The organism is Psychrobacillus sp. Z3-81 (assembly GCF_056620325.1).
The window spans coordinates 25,808-45,143 of sequence record NZ_JBWQPU010000022.1 but is presented as its reverse complement, the minus strand read 5'-3'; the positions used below and the strand labels follow the sequence as shown (position 1 = coordinate 45,143).

The 19,336-nt window shown below is 40.1% G+C and carries 20 protein-coding genes and 1 other annotated feature; of the genes, 8 read left to right on the top strand and 12 right to left on the bottom strand.

Annotation, left to right across the window (positions count from 1 at the left end; translation table 11 throughout):
* Positions 1-147: 147 nt before the first annotated feature.
* The 4 genes from AC1ECF_RS16930 to AC1ECF_RS16915 all read right to left on the bottom strand — a co-directional run bounded on the left by AC1ECF_RS16930 (position 148) and on the right by AC1ECF_RS16915 (position 3,997).
* On the bottom strand, positions 148-2,253 hold the full coding sequence (locus AC1ECF_RS16930; RefSeq protein WP_480390609.1) for a sensor histidine kinase: 2,106 nt from the start codon (positions 2,251-2,253) through the stop codon (positions 148-150).
* Positions 2,250-2,417, bottom strand: coding sequence for a hypothetical protein (locus tag AC1ECF_RS16925; protein ID WP_480390608.1), 168 nt, complete (start codon positions 2,415-2,417; stop codon positions 2,250-2,252). Before AC1ECF_RS16925 ends, AC1ECF_RS16930 begins: the two co-directional genes overlap by 4 nt.
* Positions 2,395-3,087: a response regulator transcription factor gene (locus AC1ECF_RS16920; protein WP_480390607.1), complete on the bottom strand. Its 693-nt coding sequence runs from the start codon at positions 3,085-3,087 to the stop codon at positions 2,395-2,397. The genes AC1ECF_RS16925 and AC1ECF_RS16920 overlap by 23 nt, the downstream gene beginning before the upstream one ends.
* A gap of 244 nt (positions 3,088-3,331) precedes the next feature.
* Positions 3,332-3,997, bottom strand: coding sequence for a potassium channel family protein (locus AC1ECF_RS16915; RefSeq protein ID WP_480390606.1), 666 nt, complete (start codon positions 3,995-3,997; stop codon positions 3,332-3,334).
* Positions 3,998-4,340: 343 nt separating this feature from the next.
* On the opposite strand from AC1ECF_RS16915, the gene AC1ECF_RS16910 reads away from it, so the two are divergent.
* Entirely contained in the window at positions 4,341-5,246 is a 906-nt protein-coding gene (locus AC1ECF_RS16910; RefSeq protein ID WP_480390605.1) for a BsuPI-related putative proteinase inhibitor, read from the top strand.
* 182 nt (positions 5,247-5,428) lie between these two features.
* Here the strand turns inward: AC1ECF_RS16910 and aceB are convergent, their stop codons facing one another.
* A complete protein-coding gene (gene aceB, locus AC1ECF_RS16905) occupies positions 5,429-7,024 on the bottom strand; it encodes a malate synthase A (RefSeq protein WP_480390604.1) in 1,596 nt (531 codons plus the stop codon).
* 22 nt (positions 7,025-7,046) lie between these two features.
* A complete protein-coding gene (gene aceA / locus AC1ECF_RS16900; protein ID WP_480390603.1) occupies positions 7,047-8,327 on the bottom strand; it encodes an isocitrate lyase in 1,281 nt (426 codons plus the stop codon).
* 189 nt (positions 8,328-8,516) lie between these two features.
* On the opposite strand from aceA, the gene AC1ECF_RS16895 reads away from it, so the two are divergent.
* Positions 8,517-9,173, top strand: a complete 657-nt coding sequence (locus AC1ECF_RS16895) for a LytTR family DNA-binding domain-containing protein (RefSeq protein ID WP_480390602.1) — start codon at positions 8,517-8,519, stop codon at positions 9,171-9,173.
* A 250-nt stretch (positions 9,174-9,423) separates the two neighbouring features.
* Entirely contained in the window at positions 9,424-9,894 is a 471-nt protein-coding gene (locus AC1ECF_RS16890; RefSeq protein WP_480390601.1) for a GNAT family N-acetyltransferase, read from the top strand.
* A 100-nt stretch (positions 9,895-9,994) separates the two neighbouring features.
* Here the strand turns inward: AC1ECF_RS16890 and AC1ECF_RS16885 are convergent, their stop codons facing one another.
* The 3 genes from AC1ECF_RS16885 to AC1ECF_RS16875 form a co-directional block, all read right to left on the bottom strand.
* Complete coding sequence (locus AC1ECF_RS16885) at positions 9,995-11,362, bottom strand: DUF4652 domain-containing protein (RefSeq protein WP_480390600.1); 1,368 nt, start codon at positions 11,360-11,362, stop codon at positions 9,995-9,997.
* Positions 11,355-11,879, bottom strand: a complete 525-nt coding sequence (locus tag AC1ECF_RS16880; RefSeq protein ID WP_480390599.1) for a sigma-70 family RNA polymerase sigma factor — start codon at positions 11,877-11,879, stop codon at positions 11,355-11,357. The genes AC1ECF_RS16885 and AC1ECF_RS16880 overlap by 8 nt, the downstream gene beginning before the upstream one ends.
* A 137-nt stretch (positions 11,880-12,016) precedes the next feature.
* Positions 12,017-12,352 carry an NIPSNAP family protein gene (locus tag AC1ECF_RS16875; protein WP_480390598.1) on the bottom strand — a complete coding sequence of 112 codons (336 nt, stop codon included), beginning with the start codon at positions 12,350-12,352 and terminating at the stop codon, positions 12,017-12,019.
* 503 nt (positions 12,353-12,855) lie between these two features.
* Here AC1ECF_RS16875 and AC1ECF_RS16870 point away from each other — a divergent pair.
* Positions 12,856-13,110: a transposase gene (locus tag AC1ECF_RS16870; RefSeq protein WP_480390597.1), complete on the top strand. Its 255-nt coding sequence runs from the start codon at positions 12,856-12,858 to the stop codon at positions 13,108-13,110.
* A gap of 43 nt (positions 13,111-13,153) precedes the next feature.
* Here the strand turns inward: AC1ECF_RS16870 and AC1ECF_RS16865 are convergent, their stop codons facing one another.
* Entirely contained in the window at positions 13,154-13,531 is a 378-nt protein-coding gene (locus tag AC1ECF_RS16865; protein ID WP_480390596.1) for an SET domain-containing protein, read from the bottom strand.
* Between the two features lie 131 nt (positions 13,532-13,662).
* Positions 13,663-14,526: a DMT family transporter gene (locus tag AC1ECF_RS16860; protein ID WP_480390595.1), complete on the bottom strand. Its 864-nt coding sequence runs from the start codon at positions 14,524-14,526 to the stop codon at positions 13,663-13,665.
* A 95-nt stretch (positions 14,527-14,621) separates the two neighbouring features.
* On the opposite strand from AC1ECF_RS16860, the gene AC1ECF_RS16855 reads away from it, so the two are divergent.
* From AC1ECF_RS16855 to AC1ECF_RS16840, 4 genes are all read left to right on the top strand, one after another.
* The gene (locus AC1ECF_RS16855; protein ID WP_480390594.1) at positions 14,622-14,852 is read left to right on the top strand and encodes an excisionase family DNA-binding protein; all 231 of its coding nucleotides are present in this window, start codon (positions 14,622-14,624) and stop codon (positions 14,850-14,852) included.
* A 349-nt stretch (positions 14,853-15,201) separates the two neighbouring features.
* Positions 15,202-15,663 carry an NUDIX domain-containing protein gene (locus AC1ECF_RS16850; protein ID WP_480390593.1) on the top strand — a complete coding sequence of 154 codons (462 nt, stop codon included), beginning with the start codon at positions 15,202-15,204 and terminating at the stop codon, positions 15,661-15,663.
* A gap of 77 nt (positions 15,664-15,740) precedes the next feature.
* Positions 15,741-16,000: a binding site (T-box leader), on the top strand.
* A 64-nt stretch (positions 16,001-16,064) separates the two neighbouring features.
* A complete protein-coding gene (gene lysS, locus AC1ECF_RS16845; RefSeq protein WP_480390592.1) occupies positions 16,065-17,528 on the top strand; it encodes a lysine--tRNA ligase in 1,464 nt (487 codons plus the stop codon).
* Between the two features lie 103 nt (positions 17,529-17,631).
* Positions 17,632-18,183, top strand: a complete 552-nt coding sequence (locus AC1ECF_RS16840) for a hypothetical protein (RefSeq protein WP_480390591.1) — start codon at positions 17,632-17,634, stop codon at positions 18,181-18,183.
* A gap of 144 nt (positions 18,184-18,327) precedes the next feature.
* On the opposite strand, the gene AC1ECF_RS16835 is transcribed toward AC1ECF_RS16840, so the two are convergent.
* Positions 18,328-19,314, bottom strand: coding sequence for a homoserine dehydrogenase (locus AC1ECF_RS16835; RefSeq protein ID WP_480390590.1), 987 nt, complete (start codon positions 19,312-19,314; stop codon positions 18,328-18,330).
* Positions 19,315-19,336: the final 22 nt, after the last annotated feature.

The window sequence follows — 19,336 nt, the reverse complement described above, 5'->3', positions numbered from 1 at the left end:
CAGAATTACAACATTAGGCCGAGTTTTTACAACATTGCTCTTCATTTTTACAACATTCTCGTCTTTTTTTACAACATTCTCGCTCGGTTAGACTAGCTGCGCTCTCACAACACAAAAACCCCCTCACCAAGAGGGGGTTCCATCCAATCACGACACTGCCTGCACGCGCACAGTGACTTTGAAAAGATCTCCGTCCACTTCAATATTTAGCACACCGCCATGCAAATCTACAATAGATTGAGCAATCGCAAGACCTAGTCCCGATCCCTCTGTATGACGAGAGGTATCTGCTCGTTTAAATCGTTCTGTTAGTTCCTCTATATCATTATTGCCTAATTCATAATTAGCAATATTCTTTATGACAAAAACAGCTTCCTGCCCTTCCTGGTCCAGATTGATATAGACTCTCGTATTCGGCATTGCATATTTTAATGTATTGATGATGAGGTTATCTAACATTCGCCACCATTTTTGGCCATCGACATAGGCCATGATTGGCTTCGTTCCGATTGTTACTCGGAAGTCGAGTCCTTGCTTATCGATATCCTCTTGATGCTCGGCAATGGCCTGGGTTAAAAGCTGTACCAGATCGACCTTGCGTTTTTCTAGCTCCATGTTGCCCGATGCCATCTTAGATACTTCAAACAAATCCTCAATCAATGTTTTTAGTCGCAGCGATTTTTTATCCAGAATAGCAATATATGAAGCTCGCTCTTCATCTGTTAAATTAGGGTTCTTCAGTAAATCCGTGTACGTAATAATCGACGTCAAGGGCGTTCGTAAATCGTGACTCACATTGGTGATGAGCTCGGTTTTCAAGCGCTCACTTTTCACTTGCTCGGTTCGAGAGGTTTGAACTCTTCCGCGAAGGTGATTTAGGTTTGCTGCCAATTGTGCAATGGCCGAATGTCCCTTTACTTCTATTTCTGTCTCCCCTATTCCCTTCACCATATCCTCTGACTTCCGGATAATTCGATTTAAATAAGAGGTCTTAGACAATAAAATAAATAGTGTTGGGAAACCAATGAAAAGAGAAGCCCCTATCCAGACTACGATAGCTTCTGGAACTTGGAGTAAAAGCATCGTCCCAAACCCCCAGAAAAAGATAACCACTAGGAGAATCAATATCTGAAGACCAATAGAGCGAACCATAAAGAAACCTTTTATTGATTTCCACGCCCCCAATATCCAGCTATTCTCCCAATCCTTCCAAGCGTAATCCCTTATAAGCCACTCGCACATATATATTGTTGTTGCAACTAATGCAACCGCAAGCAATAAGCTAGTAATAGAGTTATCGATATATCTATACGAATATAAAACCGACCAGACAAATCTATTGGAAAGTAAGAGAGCAAAATAAGCAGAAACAATAATCAGAGCTATTCTTACATCCACCGGCAACAATCTAAACTTCTCTCTTCCAGGCTTATAATCAAAGAGCTCTCTATTTCCTCGATATAACCTTACAAAAAGGAAGCCTGCAATAACTCCGCCTACTAGTAGACCATAGAAAATCCATTGCCTTGTAACAAAATCACTATATTCCTGGGCTCTACTGCCGTTCAAAATACTATCCTTTGTAATAGCAATCGTTCCTTTAAAACGTTCTGGAGGAAGAGAGATATCAAAAGACTCTGTTGGATAATAAATCGGGTTCTCTGTTAGGTAGCCATTTTTACTGGAATATACTTTCTCGAAAGCAAGCCTACCGTCCAAGCTGCCACTAGTAAATTTCTCGCCGGATTTCACATTCTCTAGGTCATAGACAAACTGGGATTGACGATACTCAAATTCTCTCTTCGCTCGTTCCAGCCCTTGAAAATAAGCATCAACTTCTTTCTCTTTTTCCTTTTTTATTTTATTCTCCACATATTGATCGTCCTGAAAATTGCGAGTGATTTCCTTTAATTTTTGATCTCTTTCATCAATTAAGGCCTGTTCCTCTGCTCCTTCATACTGCATGCGAATGGAACCCAACTGACTCTCCAGGTCACCATATCGATAGCGATACTCTTCTAGATCAGAAGGAGTTACAGTGATATCCTTCTTTAATTCCTCCGGGTCTAGTTCCACTAACGCTAATGGGACAAGCTCTGTTTGGTATTGCGATAGCTCAGATTGAAACTCATCACTATCAAAATAATCTTTCCCTATATAATTCCGACCCTCATCTACAAGCGTATAAAGAGAAGTAATTGCTATTACTGCCAAAAGACTAAGCAGGATTACTTTCCCTAATTTCATTTTCATCCGGTAGTTCCGCCTTTCATCACTCTTATAATTTGTTTAAAGCTATTATTTTCCAAAATGATAGGGAAAAGGTTTAGTGTAAAATAAACAATGCACAATAGTCCTAATAGAATTGCCGCCATTGATAAAATGATGCTTGCCTTACTTGTCGATTTTGTAGCCAACGCCCCACACCACCTTTAAATATCGAGGATTTTTAGGATCTGCTTCAATCTTCTCTCGAATCTTCCGGATGTGTACTGCGACGATGTTTTCTGCGTTGTATGCGGGCTCGTTCCAAACTCGCTCATAAATGTCATGAATGGAAAATACGCGACCGGCATTCAGCATGAGCAGCTCTGTAATTTTGTATTCGATTGGCGTGAGCTTAACCGGTTCACCTTCGACTGTTAGCACCTTTGCTTCTTGATTTAACGTTAGTCCATTCACTTCGATGACCTCTTGCTGCCCTTGAAAGGTTCCAAGCTTTGTATACCGACGGAGCTGTGATTTTACACGAGCAACAAGCTCCATTGGATGAAAGGGCTTTGTTACATAATCGTCTGCTCCAACAGATAGACCATGAATCTTATCTGAATCCTCTGCTTTAGCACTTAGCATAATGATTGGAACATTACGCTCCTCTCGAATCTTAAAAGTAGCTGAAATTCCGTCCATATTCGGCATCATAATATCTAGAATAATGACATGGACCTCATTCTCTTTCAGTAATTGTAGAGCCTCTCTCCCATCCGCTGCCTTTAATACTCGATAGCCTTCATTTTTTAAATAAATTTCAATTCCATCTCTGATATCTTGGTCGTCATCTGTAATTAACACTGTGTACATGCTCACCATCTACCTCCCTTGCACCTGTCATTATTGTATCGTTCAATTATGAACATTCTCGTAGCATAAATCTGAAGAAATTCTTAAGAAAATTATAACCTTTTTATACCATTATCTGTTTCAAAAGGTTATTTCCGCTATTCTAAACAAAAAAACGCCAGCAGTTAGACTGCCAGCGTTCACATTTATAAGGGACATTTTCAGCTATTAGGGTGAACATTTTTTATGTAGTCAAAAATGTAAAGGGTTGTTAAAGCGCCTTCTCTTCGAATCGATTTAAGTCCTTGTTAAGTCCCATCGCTACTAGTACATCCCCCTCTTTGACAATATCCGTAGGAAGCGGGTTTATATTCACAAGATTATCCCTCCTAATAGCGAGGATGTTCACCCTGTATTTCCCTCGAAAATTTAGGTCCTGTAAGGTTTTATTATCAATGAGCTTGGTTGCATGATATTCCCCAATGCTATATTCATCAGAAAGGTTAATGTAATCGACGAGATGATTAGAGGACATCGAATTGGCTACTCGAATCCCCATATCTACCTCTGGATGAATCACACGATCTGCACCAATTTTTTCTAGAACTTTCTGATGATAAGTATTTTGTGCCTTCACCCACACTTTATTAACACCAAGCTCCTTAAGATTCAATGTCGTTAGTACACTTGCTTGAATATTTTCCCCGATTGCCACAATCACGTGGTCAAAATTTCGTATACCAATCGATTTTAAAAAGGATTCATCTGTAGAGTCTCCTTGGATTGCTTGCGTGGAGTAGTCGAGAAAATTTTCTACTCGTTCCATAGCTATATCAATCGCTAGTACTTCATGACCTAAGGAATATAACTCTCTACACACGCTACCACCGAATCTTCCTAGTCCAATTACTGCAAATTGTTTTTCTGTTTTTGACATGTTGCTCGCTCCTACTCATTTTATCTGCTTTCAATTCATCTAATTATTCATTCTTACGAGGTTAGTTCACGGGCTAGACCAAAAGTAGCCCTTCCTAAAAGGATTCACTACGCATCACTTTTCTAGACATGGCTTCCCGTCTCCTCGGATTCAACGATGGAAATATACACATATTACTCCTCTCTTTAGTATCTGTAAATACAATTAAATAGATGATTTTTTCGTAATCCCATTAGAAAAACCTATAAACCATTCCATGAGTGAGGACAATCTAACCATTTTTTAGAATACCTGAAACTTTCTCTGTTCTTACGTGTCTAATACAGTAAAGGAGGCAAAAATGATGAAAAAACTTTTCTTTACATTCATCGCTTTTTCTTTCGTTCTATTTTTAGCAGCTTGTGGAACAAGTGATAATAATGCCAATAAGGATGAAGAAAAAGACCCTACTAGCGGGGAGGAAAATATGGAGAATACTATTGCGACTTCTATAGATATGAAGGATAACGAGGACGCTGTATTTATTATTGAAAATGAATCACAAGAGGATGTACAGCTTACCTTCTCTAGTGGACAAGAGGTAGATTATCATCTACTTGACGAAGAGAATAAAGAAGTATTCAGCTACTCAGCAAACAAGATGTTTACACAAGCAATTAAAGATAAATTGCTAGGACCAAACGAAAAGATAGAAGTTCCTCTAGATCTACCAAACGAATTAGCAGCTGCTAACATTCCAGAAGGCTCCTATACAATCGTTGCTTGGTCTACAGCAAATGAACTTGCTGAACAAAAGGTAGAAGCTTCGTATGAATGGACTGATGGTAGTAAGAACGAGGCGACTGCTAACGAAAGTGGAAATGGCAACGAACAAGCTGCAGGCACAGTAAACATATACCGTGCTGACCCAACAGTTAGTTATGTGGAGCCACATGAGGCTTCCATAGACTCAAGTAAAGATATGGTACATGAAATTTTTGACCAGTTAGATACGAAAGTAACCCTTGAGGATTATAGCTTCGAAAATGAAGAGAAAACACTTGTATTGAACATGTCAGGAATCTTAGAAAATGTAGAAGGTTCAGCAGGGGAAGCCATTTTCGTAGGAAGTATTCTTCATTCTTATTTTGATGCTTACCCAAGCTTAGAGGAAATCCTCTTCAAAGAAAACGGTCAAAATGCAGAACTTCCGCATTTCGGTCCGGTAGAAGCATTTACTCGCGACGATGTATACACCAAGCCAGAATAACAAAGAAAACGTGAGAGTCATTTGCGACTCTCACGTTTTTCATTTTCCTATTCACATTTATTATTCAGACAACGTTCACATTCAAACATGGGAGATTCGACTTTTTCTTGGATGACACATCCACACTCAAGACAGATTTTCGGTTTTTTCTCTGTTGTTTGCTTGTTCATACCAATCACCTCCTATAGTTTTGCATAGCCTGGAATCGTAAGAAATTCTACAAATGTATCTTCTTTAATTAGCGTCAAGAATAGCTCTGCCGCCTCTAAATAACGTCCTTTACTGTAGGTTTCGTTTCCAAGTTCAGCTTTCAATTTGCCGAGCTCCTCGGTGAGGACTTGCTCAACGAGTGGAAACGTAATTTTTTGACCATTTTCTAGTTTGCCCTCTGGGTGGCGAACCCATTGCCAAACTTGAGTCCGGGAAATCTCTGCCGTAGCAGCATCTTCCATTAGATTATTAATCGGAACTGCTCCATTTCCTCTTAGCCAAGCTGCGATGTATTGAACACCAACACTGCAGTTCATTCGAAGCCCTTCCTCTGTAATGGTTCCAGTAGGCACCTCCAGTAATTCCTCTGCAGTCACTTCCACATCCTCGCGTTTGCGATCGATTTGGTTCGGAGTAGGCATATGCTCATCAAACTGCTCCATCGCTACAGGAACTAATGCCGGGTGCGCCACCCATGTTCCATCGTGTCCATCGGTAGCTTCTCTGCGTTTATCCTCTCGTACCTTTGCAAAAGCTGCTTCGTTTGCTTCCTCATCATTCTTAATAGGGATTTGAGCTGCCATTCCCCCAATAGCTGGAGCATTTCGGCGATGGCACGTTTTAATGCATAGCTGTGTGTAAGCCCTCATAAACGGCGAAGTCATCGTAACCTGACCACGGTCCGGCAGGATAACCTCTGGGTGGCTACGTAGTCGCTTGATATAACTGAAAATGTAATCCCAGCGACCGCAGTTTAGGCCAGCCGAATGATCTTTTAATTCATATAAAATCTCATCCATTTCAAATGCCGCTGTTATAGTTTCGATTAGCACAGTCGCTTTAATTGTTCCCACCGGAATACCAAAACGCTCTTGTGCATATACAAAAATATCGTTCCAAAGCCTTGCCTCTAAATGACTTTCAAGCTTTGGTAAATAGAAGTATGGACCAGTTCCTCGAGCCAATAGCTCTTTCACATTATGATAGAAATAAAGACCGAAGTCGAAGAAGCTGCCAGAGATAGAATTCCCGTCAATATGCACATTCTTCTCCATTAAATGCAGGCCACGAGGGCGAACAATTAGAACCGCTGTTTCTTCGTTTAATCGATACAGCTTTCCAGTTTCAGGCTGTGTAAAGGAGATTGTTTTACGGACTGCATCTCGCATGTTCAATTGACCATCAATCATATTTTCCCATGTAGGAGAAGTTGCGTCCTCAAAGCATGCCATAAACATCTTTGCACCAGAGTTAAGAGCATTAATGACCATTTTCCGATTAACAGGGCCCGTGATTTCTACTCGTCGATTCTGCAAATCCTTTGGAAGAGGAGCAATCGTCCAATCGGCTTCACGGATATGTTTCGTCTCTTCTAGGAAGTTAAGAGACGCACCCTTACTTAGCTTTTCCTGACGGTCTCTCCGAGCAATCAAGAGCTCTTTACGTCGCTCATCAAATTTTTGATGAAGAGATGCTACGAAGTCTAATGCTTCCGGTGTCAGAATCTCCTTGAGGCCCTCCACCTCTTCTCCAACAATTTCTATATTTTTTACTGTCGTTTGTTCCATGCCCTATGCCTCCATTCTATAATCAAGCAAACTGCGCTACTTCCGTAGAGCCTTTCATTGCTGTTGTAGATGATGTTCCACCAGAGATCACTTGTGAAACCTCATCGAAGTATCCTGTACCAACTTCACGTTGATGCTTCGTAGCCGTGTAGCCCTTCGATTCATTCGCAAATTCTGCTTGCTGAAGCTTAGAGTACGCTGCCATTCCGTTTGTTTTATAGTCATGAGCAAGCTCAAACATACTGTGGTTCAATGAGTGGAAGCCGGCTAATGTTACGAATTGGAACTTGTAGCCCATCTTTCCTAGCTCTACTTGATATTTTGCAATCGTTTCTTTGTCTAGGTTCTTTTCCCAGTTGAAGGATGGTGAGCAGTTATACGCTAACATTTTGCCTGGATATTTTTCATGGATGGCATCTGCAAATTGTTTTGCTTCCTCTAAGCTAGGGTGGGATGTTTCACACCAAACTAAGTCTGCATATGGTGCATAAGCTAAACCACGGGCAATCGCTTGGTCAATCCCTGCTTTTGTACGATAAAAGCCTTCTGGCGTTCTTTCTCCTGTAATAAATTCATGGTCACGTGGATCTATATCGCTTGTAACCATATCTGCTGCATCCGCATCCGTACGAGCAATAATAATGGTTGGTACCCCACATACATCCGCTGCTAAGCGAGCTGCAGTTAAGTTACGGATAGCATTTTGTGTAGGGAGTAACACTTTTCCTCCTAAATGACCACATTTCTTTTCAGATGCCAGTTGGTCCTCTAAATGGACTCCAGCTGCTCCTGCTTCAATCATTCCTTTAATAAGCTCGAATACATTTAGTGGACCACCAAATCCTGCTTCTGCATCCGCAACAATAGGAGCAAACCAATCAAACTCTTCTTCTCGGCCTTCTGCTTGGTCAATTTGGTCTGCACGTTGCAGTGCCTGGTTGATACGTTTTACAACAGCTGGCACACTATTTGCTGGATATAAGCTTTGATCCGGATACATTTGACCTGATAAGTTTGCATCCGCCGCCACTTGCCATCCACTTAGGTAGATAGCCTGCAATCCCGCTTTCACTTGCTGAACAGCTTGGTTACCAGTTAACGCACCTAGAGCATTGATAAAGTCCTCCTTATGAAGAGAATTCCATAGGCGCTCTGCTCCTTTTCTTGCTAATGTATATTCAATTTGAAGAGAGCCTCGTAGTTTAATAACATCTTCAGCAGAATATGGTCGCTCAATCCCTTTCCAACGCTCCTCACTCCATTGCTTTTGTAGTTCTTCTACTTGTTGTTGTCTTTTTGTCATTCATAACACACCTCTCTACTAATTTTTGGATTTCTATTCTTTTTACTGTATCATAACAGTTAACTTTATTATAATGTAATATATAACAGAATAGAAACAATTGTATGAGTATTTGGATAAAATGCATAATTTTGGGGATGAACGAAAAATAAGCGTGATGAGTCATAAAATTTTCAAAGGGGTGTAGTGATGGAAATTACCAAAGACCAATTAAAGAAGTATGGCAATCTATTAGAGGAGTGGATTCCAAAGGAGGCTTCAATCGCTATCGCTTCACAAGGACAGTACATTTATTATGGAGCTGGGATTCAGGATTTGCAGATAGCAGAGGGACAATTAGTAGAGAAGGGAAGTATTGCAGATCTTGTTATACAGACCGGGAAAAGAGCAGAAGCTACAATGGACATGACATTATATGGTTTGCCATATTACGGAATCGGCTACCCAATCGAGCTAAATGGCGAACAAGCCGCACTCATTGTAATCCTTCCTCCAAATCACACTGTTACAGTAACACCACCCGTTCACTTTCTTACCGGAAAACGAGAGGAAGAATGGAAGCCAATTTCTATCGAGAGGATTTCACACATCGAGAGCCTCCAAAAGAAGACATGGTACTACGCTGAGGAGAAACCATATAAGATTAACACTGCTCTCAAGGAGCTAGAACGAAAACTGCCAGCCCAATTTTTACGAATACACAGATCGTATATAGTAAATATTGATTTTATTGATAAAATCGTTCGTGATTTTTCCTCTAATTTAGTGATTGTATTACAGAGTGGCAAAGAGCTGCCAGTTAGCCAATCCTATTTAGCTAGCGTGAGAGAAACTTTAGGGTTTTAAAAAGGGGCACTCTTTAGTACCTTTCTTATGTTATTACTTAAACAGCAAACAAATACCCCAAGATAACTAAAATTCACCGAAAAGGAAGCGTAATAAAATCCTGGTAGAAGTAGATAATAAAGAAACAAACAGTAATTTACCTATAAAAATTACGGTGATTGATTCGCAACAAATCAACCAAGACTATGGGAAATCTTATGTTACAGTTAGAATAGTATCAACTACTACGATTGGGTTAGGGGATTATAGCATGTATGAGACAAGATGGGCTACAGAGGGAGAAATATCACTTCTAGCAGATTATTGGTACAGGATGGCTTGTGAAATGGGCGAATGTGACGGGATACCAAAACCAGATTTACAGAGAGCAGAAGAGGTAAAGAACCTGTTTGTTAAAGAATATAAATCAGGTAATTTATCGTTCAGAGTTGCTGTAGATCAAGAAGATAACATCGTCGCTTGTGCAGGAGGTTTAGTCAGAACAGAGTATCCCTTCCCACTTGCCCCTGAACAAAGCCTGTTTGGTTGGGTGATATCTGTTTATACGTTAAAAGAACATCGTAGTAATGGATTAGCACACAAATTAGTAGATGAAATCTGTTCATGGCTCCAACAAAAAGGAGCAAAAAAAGCGAGACTATGGGCGAGTTCAGCTGGTCGAACTGTCTACGAGCATCTTGGATTTCAGAATATGACGGATATGACGAAGAATCTTTTATGATAAGAATTTAGAGTGATAAGGCAAGAATAAAAGGACCGATTTTTGTTGCTTCGGTCCTTTTTTGTGTTTTTACTTTACACTCTTCATAATGGGGGTTGCCCTATGGTAATGGCAAGGTCTTTTCCTCTATATGGCTCTCTGGTAACGATAAAGTATCATTGTCGTAGACAAATAACTGATAAGTGAACGTACCATCGTCATTTACTTTTACAGACATTACTTCCTCTTTATTCGTTAATTCGGTGATAACAGGCTTTAGCTCATTTTTCTCAATATCTAATATATATAGCTCTCCACCCATACTCACTGTCCCGAAACCAAAACCAATAATTACGAATAATTGGTGATCGTCTATCCAAGCTACTCCCTTTGGTGTATATTGTGGGTACTTTTCAGATTCTAATAGCTTAAAAATGATAGATTGTTTTGTTTCGGTATTCTCTATTACTAGAGTAGCAACACCTTCCTCTATAACTTTTTCTCCTTTTCCTTCAATCGTTGTTTGAAGTTTCCCATTTGGCGATATCTCCCATGGTGTATGAAAGTTAGGCTTGTAATTGGAGGTGGTCGTCTTTTCAAAAGCTGCTGGTGTTTCTTTATTGAAAGAATGCTCTGCATACGTAATACCAATAATCTCTTCTGTATTATTTACTACATAATCCTCGGCATCCCAATCCCAACCTTCTGCAACGCCTTTTATATAGCCATATTCCGGAGCATAGTAGCTCATTTTTCGGTAGCCATCTGCCTCCGTCTGCACTACCATCACATCTGTAAAAGTGCCTAAAGGAGTTGTTAATTCTTCGTCTAATGAAATAATCACCCCTTCACCAAACAGTCCGCCATAACCAAACTGACTTCCTACCTCAAAAGGTGCTGCTAGGAATAACTCAATAGAGGTTAACGCTTCTAATTCTTCAAATGTCATATTTGATGGAGATCTACCATCAATATTTTCTCTATAAACTAAGTCCATTTTGTTATCTTTGAAACGAAAAATCTGCTCGAAGGTTGTTCCCGTATTTTCAATTATTTGCTGTAAATAGTATTGGTTAATCCATTTTGACTTAATAGTAGATCCGCTATTTTCGTAACCTCCATTGAAGGTAGAGGTGCTATTGCTCGGAAAATAAGTTCTTAGTGCCCAAGTCTGGTCAACCTCCTCTTCCAGTGGGAGCCCTTCTGATATTTCTGGTTCCTCTTCAACAGGATCTTCGACAGGTGGAATTACTTCAGTCGGTTCCTCTGAGGGTTGAATCTGCTTTTCACCTAGAATACTTGGTATGAGCAAAATACTAGCTGCTGTTAGTAAACTGACAAAAGCAACAATTGTTGTATAATAGATCAATTTCCCAGATTTTCTTTTTGGATAGTCCCTCTTGTTGTTTTGTACGTTCTCTTGCACTCTTGCCGCCCGGTCGGTGGTATCTCCCATCTTCCTTAAAAGCTGCTGCTTTATTTCATTCATGAACAAGCACCTCCCATTCACCATGCTTCAATTGTTCCTTCAAGAGTGACCGTGCCTTTCGGAGTCTAGTCTTTACTGTATTGTCTGAAATCGTAAGGAGCTGTGATACTTCTAGGATGGAAAGCTCTTCAAAATAATAATGAATAATAACCTCTCGATATTTTAATGGAAGCTGGAGTACTGCCTCCGCTAGCTCTAGTTTTTCATCCTTCTCCACTATGCGATTTCTTCCTTTTTTCGATGGAGCTTTAAATGAATTCGTTAGCATTTGAGTTCGATAGCGCCAGCTTTTCAAATAATCCTGGGATCGATTGATCGTCATTTTGGCAAGGTATGTCTTGAGAGAGGCTCGCTCTTCAAATTGCTCAAATTTTTGATAGTAGGATAAAAAGACGTCCTGCACAATATCCTCTGCAGCTGGCCACTCCTTTACATACAGATAAGCCAGTCTTAGTAAGTAGTCCGTATGGTCTTGCATGATTTCCTGGAATTGCTGTTCCTCTAAATAACGGTTCACCCTCACTCCCCCTTTCCTCTCTTTACTAAATAGACGAGGCTACTATGTATGGCGTTTTAGAAAAATAAAAAAATTATCAGAAGTATGTGCAGGACATTTAAGACCTATAAAAAAAAGCAGATTCTATAAGAATCCACTTATGTAAGAGTTGAGATTATTTCCTCGTCCTTCACCTCTATTAAATATTTCGCTAACACTTCTTCTTTTCCTCCATGCTTATCGTACCAAGCCTTCACTCTCTTCACATGTTGCATGTTGCTACTAATTGTTTTTTCGATTTTCACATAATCCTCGTAGCTATCGTATTCCCAAATAGCGAAAATCTCTACCCCGTCTTCCCTTTCCTTCATCCAGCGTCCTACCAAGCGTGAGCCATTCCTTAATTGTTCAGGTAGATTGGTTTCATTAAAATGCTCATTAAAGCTTTCCACTATTTCTAGCTTCACCAGATAATGCTTACGACGATAAAACATACAATATTCCCCTTCCTGACTATCGGTAAAATAGAATTGTTGCTACTAGTGAATCTCGTGAAATTTAAAAGTGCTACAATCACTGGGATTTTTGCTACAATTAGCCTCTTTTTTGCTACAATGAACTCCATTTTTGCTACAATCATTTCCCTAGGGACTCCGGAAACTCAAAAGTGCTACAATCAATTCGATTTCTGCTACAATCACGCTCGTTTTTGCGACAATGAACCCCGTTTTTGCTACAATCAATTCCCTAGAAGCTCGATGAAACAAAAAGTGCTACAATCACTGCGATTTTTGCTACAATGGACCCCGTTTTTGCTACAATCCATTTCTCGAATAACGCCTGATGACAAAACTGCTAGAATTCTCCTTATTTAGACGCTTCCAAATACATTTAGTTCCATTTTTCTGACTACTCACTGTTTAGACAGCTCAACGAAAGGAAAGTAATAGAATAGGGAGGTTCTATAACGAAGGTATTATTAGTATTGGGGAGCATAGTGGCTCCGATTGTGATGTATGCACTTTATAAGAAGAAGGTTTTTCGCTTCATTTTTAATGTATTGGCTATACTTTCAGCACTTATTTTTGGGAATATCGCTTCGCTATCCATTCATCAGATTATCGTGGATGATGCCGTTTTTATGACCACGATTCACGGAATCTTTTTAAATCCATTTTTCTTAATTTCCGGTGCTTATCTCGGTGTTTACTTGTTGTATCGTTTAATTGTCATCACCCTTCACGAAAAATAAAAAAAGTGTAAACAAGTTCGCTACTTGCTTACACTTTTTTATTTTATTCTTTGTTAAACCATAGCTCGTCTTGATCGTCTACGTCGCCATTATAGTTAATGAGGATTTCATCCCCAGCTTTAATATCTGTATGTGCAAAGAAATCAAAAGTTTGATTTCTAAAATTAATTTCATAGGTTGCATTTGGCTCATAGGAATGATTAAACAGCATTCCATAGCCTAGCAGAATAGCAGATTGCCCAATCCCATATTCAAAAGCATAGTCAGCTAGTAGCGTTTTTTCTATGTGCTCATGCTGTTCGTTTGGATAAGCAATCACCGGTGCTTGATGGAAAAGCTCTCCCTTTTTAATATCCTGTTTTGCAAATACGCCTCTATTAAATTCTCCGTCACTTAGTGGAGATGTTTTTATCTCTATCATTTATTCGCCTACTCACTTTAAAGTTATCTTATTATTGTACCACAAATTGGCACATTTCGCTTGATTATATTAAAGTAGTAGCTGCTTAAGAGGAATATAAATCACTTATAGCTGTACCATCCCGCTGTATTTTACACCGCTTTTTTACTTCCCACTGTTAACAGAACAATACTGCCTAATAACAGGGCAATTCCTATCCAAGAGGTCATACCAAGCACCTCTCCTACCACTACAACCCCTAGCAGTGCAGCCGTTGTTGGTTCTGCCAAAGATAGGGTCAAGGCCGAGGAAGCAGGAATTTGCCGAAGACCAATTCCGTACAGTACATATGCAAGACTCGTTGTGGCCAACCCTAGGTAAACGATAATCCCAATATTGGTTGGACTAATTAACCAGCTCGTGTCCAATAAAAAGAAAAAAGGAAGTAAGAGAACCGCACTAGCAGAAAAAGTCATTGCCACAATCGCAATTGCATCCTCCTTTTCCAGTAGCTTTTTGCTTGTCATTGTATAAACAGCAAAAATCAGCCCAGCTACTAGCGAATAGCCAATCCCGATTGGGTTAATCGTTACCTCTCCCTTTGTCAGAAATAGAAAGAGACAGCCTACAATGGAAAAAGTCGTAGAGATGCCCCAGATTCTAGTTGGTCGCTGTTTAAAAAAGAGCCATTCTATGATGCCTGAAAATACTGGTGCACTTCCTATCGCGACAACGCTTGCAATCGCCACCCCCGTCAATCGGACAGAAGAAAAGAATAAGAGCTGAAATGCGGAGATACAAATTGCAGCATATAGCGTGTACTTCCAAGGCCAGGTAGAGAACTTTATTTTTTTAAATAAAATCATAAAAACTAATAGCGAAAATCCACCGACCGCTGACCTACCAGCACTTATGAGGAAGGGATGCGCGTCGTCCGGTAGAAAAGTTTGAGCTGTGCCTGTCGTACCCCAGAGCATTGCCCCTAGAAGTACAAGTATGTATGGAATTATTGTCATGATTATACACAGACCTTTCCTATGTAATGATAGAAACAGAGATTGAGATAAGGTTTTCTCTCCCTTATACTAATATAGATAGGAGGGATTTGCACATGTATATGACAGTTGAAGAAGTAGCCGCATATTTATCTATGCCTGTGGAGCAAGTCCGAAGATATATAGCTGAAAAGAAAATCCGAGCGGTATTTGACGGGGAACAATACTTGGTAAACAGCTCCCAGTTTGAGACCCATTTTGAACAATTAGAAGAAGTGAAGCAATTAATCGAAGAATGGAGAAATACCCCTATTCCAGAGGATATAGATGTAAAAGACGAAGATTAAATTACGGGGGTGTCCCATAAGTAAAAAACTTATGGGACACCCCCTTCCTTCTTTGACAGGTATCTGCTATGTAGCATTGCTCCTGCGGTGGTCGCATTAAAATGCCACCAGCCTCGTCGCAAAGGGACTTTTCAGACATTTTCTTTGCTCCTGTGGTGGTCGCATCAAAATGCCACCAGCCTCGTCGCAAAGGGCCCGTCTCAAAATGACTTTTCAGACGGGCCCTTTATTATGCAGAAAATTCCATTGCCCAACTTTCCTTTTTTCACTTAATTATTTGGTATATATTGTATTAATTTTCCCAATAGTCTATCATATTGGTAAATAATGCATAGGTTAGGTGAAACCCATGAAGTTAAGACGGACAGCGGCAAAGGCTATTATTATTCAAAATGATTGTCTATTGGTCCTGAAAATTCAGGAACAAGCAGGTACGTATTATATTTTGCCTGGAGGAGGTCAGCATCATGAAGAAAATCTTCACGATGTCTTGAAGCGAGAGTGCATGGAAGAGCTCGGTGCAGAAATAGAAATTCAAGATCTTTTATTTGTTAGAGAGTACATAGGGAAAAATCATGAGGTCGCTGTCTATCATGCGGGTGTACATGTGATGGAATTGATGTTTTTATGCTCACTGAAGGAAGAAGTATTACCTATTGGCTCTAACTTAGATAACGGACAAATTGGGATTGAATGGATTCCACTAGACAAGCTTGATTCCTTTCATTTACTGCCAGCTGACCTTCGTCCTCATCTGATGGCTTATGCAGATGGCATTAAAACGCCTGTTTATGTAGGAGATATTAATTAAACCAATGCAACACTTTAAAATTTCAGTTGACTTCTTACGTTCCGCTCTTTAGAATAATCTTAATTTTATAAATCGATTAAAAAGCTAAGAAGAGAAGAGTAGTGCTGAAATGTTATTCCTAGAGAGCTCCTGTTTGGTGGGATGGAGCATTAACGTTCGTCATGAAAAAAGGCTCGGAGCTTCGCACGGATTTTGCCATACTGGCAATTGATACTGCGACGGGATCTCCCGTTATAGAGATAGGGTATACGTGTAATGCCGTACCCGAAGAGGTTGGTATGGTGACATACCGATAAACTGGGGTGGTACCACGGAGATGAATACTCTCGTCCTCAAGATGAAAATCTTGGGGGTGAGAGTTTTTTTGTTGGGCTGGATTTTAAAAATTGGAGGGAAAATGAATGAATGAACAAATGCTGCGCAGAATAGAAAAACTAGAGAGTCTTCGATCGGCGGATGTACAGGTTTATCCGGAGAAATATTCTATCAATTTCGATTTACTTGATGCGTCACAGCTAGAGGACGGAGCAAATGGAGTTAGAGTGGCAGGGAGAATTATTGGCGTCAGGAGCTTCAGCAAGCTATGCTTCCTAACCATTGCTAACGTTGAAGGGAAGCTTCAGCTTTTATTAAAAAGAGAAGAAATTGGAGAAGCTCTATTTGAGCAATTCCTCCATTCTATGGATATTGGTGATTTTATAGGTGCGGAAGGTACTATGTACACGACGAATACAGGTGAAAAAACGCTTCGCATACAATCTTATGCTTTCCTTGGAAAAGCATTGCGTCCGTTACCTGAGAAATGGCATGGACTGAGCAGCATTGAGCTTCGCTACCGTCAGCGTTATGTGGATTTAATCATGACGGAGGAAACAAAAAATCGCCTACTTACGAGAACAAGGTTAGTCCGCTCTATCAGAAGGTTTTTTGAAGACCATGGTTTTTTAGAGGTTGAAACACCGATTTTACAGCACACTTCCTCGGGAGCAATCGCAAAGCCATTTTCTACCTTTCATCATTCCTTAGATACAGAGCTGAACTTACAAATTGCTCCTGAAACTTATTTGAAAAGGCTGATAGCTGGTGGATTTACAAAGGTTTTTGAGTTTGCTAAATGTTTTCGAAATGAAGGCATAAGTCCCCAGCACTTACAAGAATTCACCATGCTAGAAGGGTATGCAGCCTACTGGAACTACAAAGATACCATGAAACTTATGAGAGAGATGATGTTAACTGTTCTGCAGGAGACATTTCATACAACAACTGTTTCAATCAATGGGCAACCAATTGATTTTTCTTTGGACTGGGAGGTAATATCCTTCCGAGATTTAATATGGAGGGACTGTGCTATCGATATTGACCTTTTTCCTGAAGCATCCGAGTTGTATCAAGCTATCGAAGAGAAAGGTATCTCTCTCGACCATGTGGAGGCCAAACAAATGGGGAGAGGAAACTTAATTGACCTACTCTACAAAAAAGTCTCTAGACCTGCTCTCATTAAACCGACGTTCCTTATAGAGCATCCAATAGACCTTTCACCTTTAGCAAGAGCAAACGACAAAGACAATAGGCTAACCGATCGCTTTCAATTGGTTATTAATGGTGCTGAGGTGATTAACGCTTATTCTGAGTTAGTAGACCCAATCGAGCAAAGAAAGAGATTAGAAACACAGGCTAGGTTAAAAGCAAACGGCGATACTGAGGCGATGGAAATGGATGAGGATTATTTAACTGCGATGGAGTACGGATTGCCTCCCATCTCTGGCTGGGGCTTTGGAATCGAGCGGCTTCTGATGGTATTAACTGATTGTAAAACAATCAAAGATTGTGTTTTCTTCCCGTTAACCAGGAAGGCAAACGATTAATAGTGAATAACTTATGCTTAGGATTTAAATTATTCACACTATTATGTTAATATGTTGATATCTTTTCTGAACGCCTCATATAATCTAAAAAAGAGGTGATTAAATGAAGGTGATTGTTTGGTCCATCCTTGCCGCAGAAATAGGTTTTTGGGTTGTTCTTATACTTGGTCTTATCACTCGATATGCTTTGGAGCGAAAAAGACTTGGGGGTATCCTACTAGCAATCACCCCAATTATTAATTTATTTCTATTGGTCTTTACCTCGATTGATTTGCTAAAAGGCGGAACCGCAACTGAGGTGCATGCCCTTGCCGCTGTGTACCTAGGAATATCCATTGTGTTCGGCAAGAACCTGATACGCTGGGCAGATGAACGCTTTTTATTTTATTTCAAAAGGATAGGCAAAAAGCCGAAGAAAATCGTTGGATACGAATATGCACGCCTCTCTATGAAAGGCTTTGTCCAGCATTTTGTAGCATACGCCATTGGGGCAGGATTTTTATTTCTTTTCATTTATTTAGTGAACGACGCAAGTCGCACTGAAATTTTATCGATTGCCTTAAAAATCTGGTCACTAGTGCTAGTGATTGACTTCTTTATTTCCATTGCATACTTTATTTGGCCTCGGGGAAAAATGGAGGCGCACAAGCAGTAGAAAGTTCGTGAGAGCACTTTATGAGACAAGAATAATGTTTTATTGAGACAATGGCAGAAGCAAGGGGTATCCCATATTAATGGCATACCCCTCTTTAATTTAAATGGATACTTCAACTCCAGGTGATTCTAGTAGCATGTTCCCTTAGATGGTAATAAAAAATCCTGCACGTTTTCCAATAATCTCTGCATAATCCTCTACCATTACACTAGCAGTTGGGTACATTCCTGCACCTGGTCCTACCAATGTCAGCGTACCAATGTAATTTGTGTCTAAAGAAACTGCATTGTTTACTCCTTCAATTGCATAAAGCGGATGATCCGGTCCCACAAGCTGTGGACCAACTGAGGCATATAGGTCCCCGTTTTCATCTTGTTCTATTTCCGCTACATGGCGATAGCGGTATCCCTCCTGCTTTGCTTTTTCTACATCCTCAGAGGATATTTGATCAATCCCAATTACCTGTACATCATCCCAGTTAGGCTGTTTTCCGAATGCTAGCGCACTTAAGATCATTAGTTTTCGAAAAGCGTCCTGACCAGATATATCATTATAAGGATCTGCTTCCGCATACCCTAAAAGCTGTGCTTCTGATAACGCACTCTCAAAGGAGCTTCCTTCCACACGCATTTGAGTAAGAATATAGTTGGAGGTTCCGTTTAAGATACCTTGAATACGCTTAACTGAATTGACCTGTAGTAAGTTTTTTAGTGTCTTAATAATCGGTACTCCTCCAGCTGTAGTAGCCTCAAAACCAACGTACACTCCTCTAGATTTTGCTCTCTCCTGCAGTGGGATGCTGTATTTTGAAAACATTACTTTATTTGCAGTAATAACATGACATCCTTTGTCAATCGCCCTGCATAGATAGCTATATGCTGGCTCTTCATTCACGATGGCCTCAAATACCACTTGAAGTCCCGGTATATTCTCAATATCCTCAAAATCATCCGTGACTAAAACACCTGGTGTCTCAGGTCTTTCCTTCCCTAGATCTCTAATCAGAATTGCACTAATTTCAATGTCTAATCCCAATGACTTTTTTAAGTCTTCTCGTTTTTCATTCACAATGTGATATATACCTTGACCTACTGTCCCAAAGCCTAAGATTGCCGCTTTAATTTTCGCCATGATGTTTCCTCCTCAGAACCCG

Bases quoted from the DNA above. Each gene is read 5' to 3' on its own strand.
- lysS (WP_480390592.1), top strand. From the start codon at position 16,065: ATGAATGAACAAATGCTGCGCAGAATAGAAAAACTAGAGAGTCTTCGA.
- aceB (WP_480390604.1), bottom strand. From the start codon at position 7,024: ATGGAACAAACGACAGTAAAAAATATAGAAATTGTTGGAGAAGAGGTG.
- AC1ECF_RS16930 (WP_480390609.1), bottom strand. From the start codon at position 2,253: ATGAAAATGAAATTAGGGAAAGTAATCCTGCTTAGTCTTTTGGCAGTA.
- AC1ECF_RS16860 (WP_480390595.1), bottom strand. From the start codon at position 14,526: ATGACAATAATTCCATACATACTTGTACTTCTAGGGGCAATGCTCTGG.
- AC1ECF_RS16855 (WP_480390594.1), top strand. From the start codon at position 14,622: ATGTATATGACAGTTGAAGAAGTAGCCGCATATTTATCTATGCCTGTG.
- AC1ECF_RS16915 (WP_480390606.1), bottom strand. From the start codon at position 3,997: ATGTCAAAAACAGAAAAACAATTTGCAGTAATTGGACTAGGAAGATTC.
- AC1ECF_RS16895 (WP_480390602.1), top strand. From the start codon at position 8,517: ATGGAAATTACCAAAGACCAATTAAAGAAGTATGGCAATCTATTAGAG.
- AC1ECF_RS16865 (WP_480390596.1), bottom strand. From the start codon at position 13,531: ATGATAGAGATAAAAACATCTCCACTAAGTGACGGAGAATTTAATAGA.
- aceA (WP_480390603.1), bottom strand. From the start codon at position 8,327: ATGACAAAAAGACAACAACAAGTAGAAGAACTACAAAAGCAATGGAGT.
- AC1ECF_RS16910 (WP_480390605.1), top strand. From the start codon at position 4,341: ATGAAAAAACTTTTCTTTACATTCATCGCTTTTTCTTTCGTTCTATTT.
- AC1ECF_RS16890 (WP_480390601.1), top strand. From the start codon at position 9,424: ATGTATGAGACAAGATGGGCTACAGAGGGAGAAATATCACTTCTAGCA.
- AC1ECF_RS16840 (WP_480390591.1), top strand. From the start codon at position 17,632: ATGAAGGTGATTGTTTGGTCCATCCTTGCCGCAGAAATAGGTTTTTGG.
- AC1ECF_RS16875 (WP_480390598.1), bottom strand. From the start codon at position 12,352: ATGTTTTATCGTCGTAAGCATTATCTGGTGAAGCTAGAAATAGTGGAA.
- AC1ECF_RS16885 (WP_480390600.1), bottom strand. From the start codon at position 11,362: ATGAATGAAATAAAGCAGCAGCTTTTAAGGAAGATGGGAGATACCACC.
- AC1ECF_RS16835 (WP_480390590.1), bottom strand. From the start codon at position 19,314: ATGGCGAAAATTAAAGCGGCAATCTTAGGCTTTGGGACAGTAGGTCAA.
- AC1ECF_RS16850 (WP_480390593.1), top strand. From the start codon at position 15,202: ATGAAGTTAAGACGGACAGCGGCAAAGGCTATTATTATTCAAAATGAT.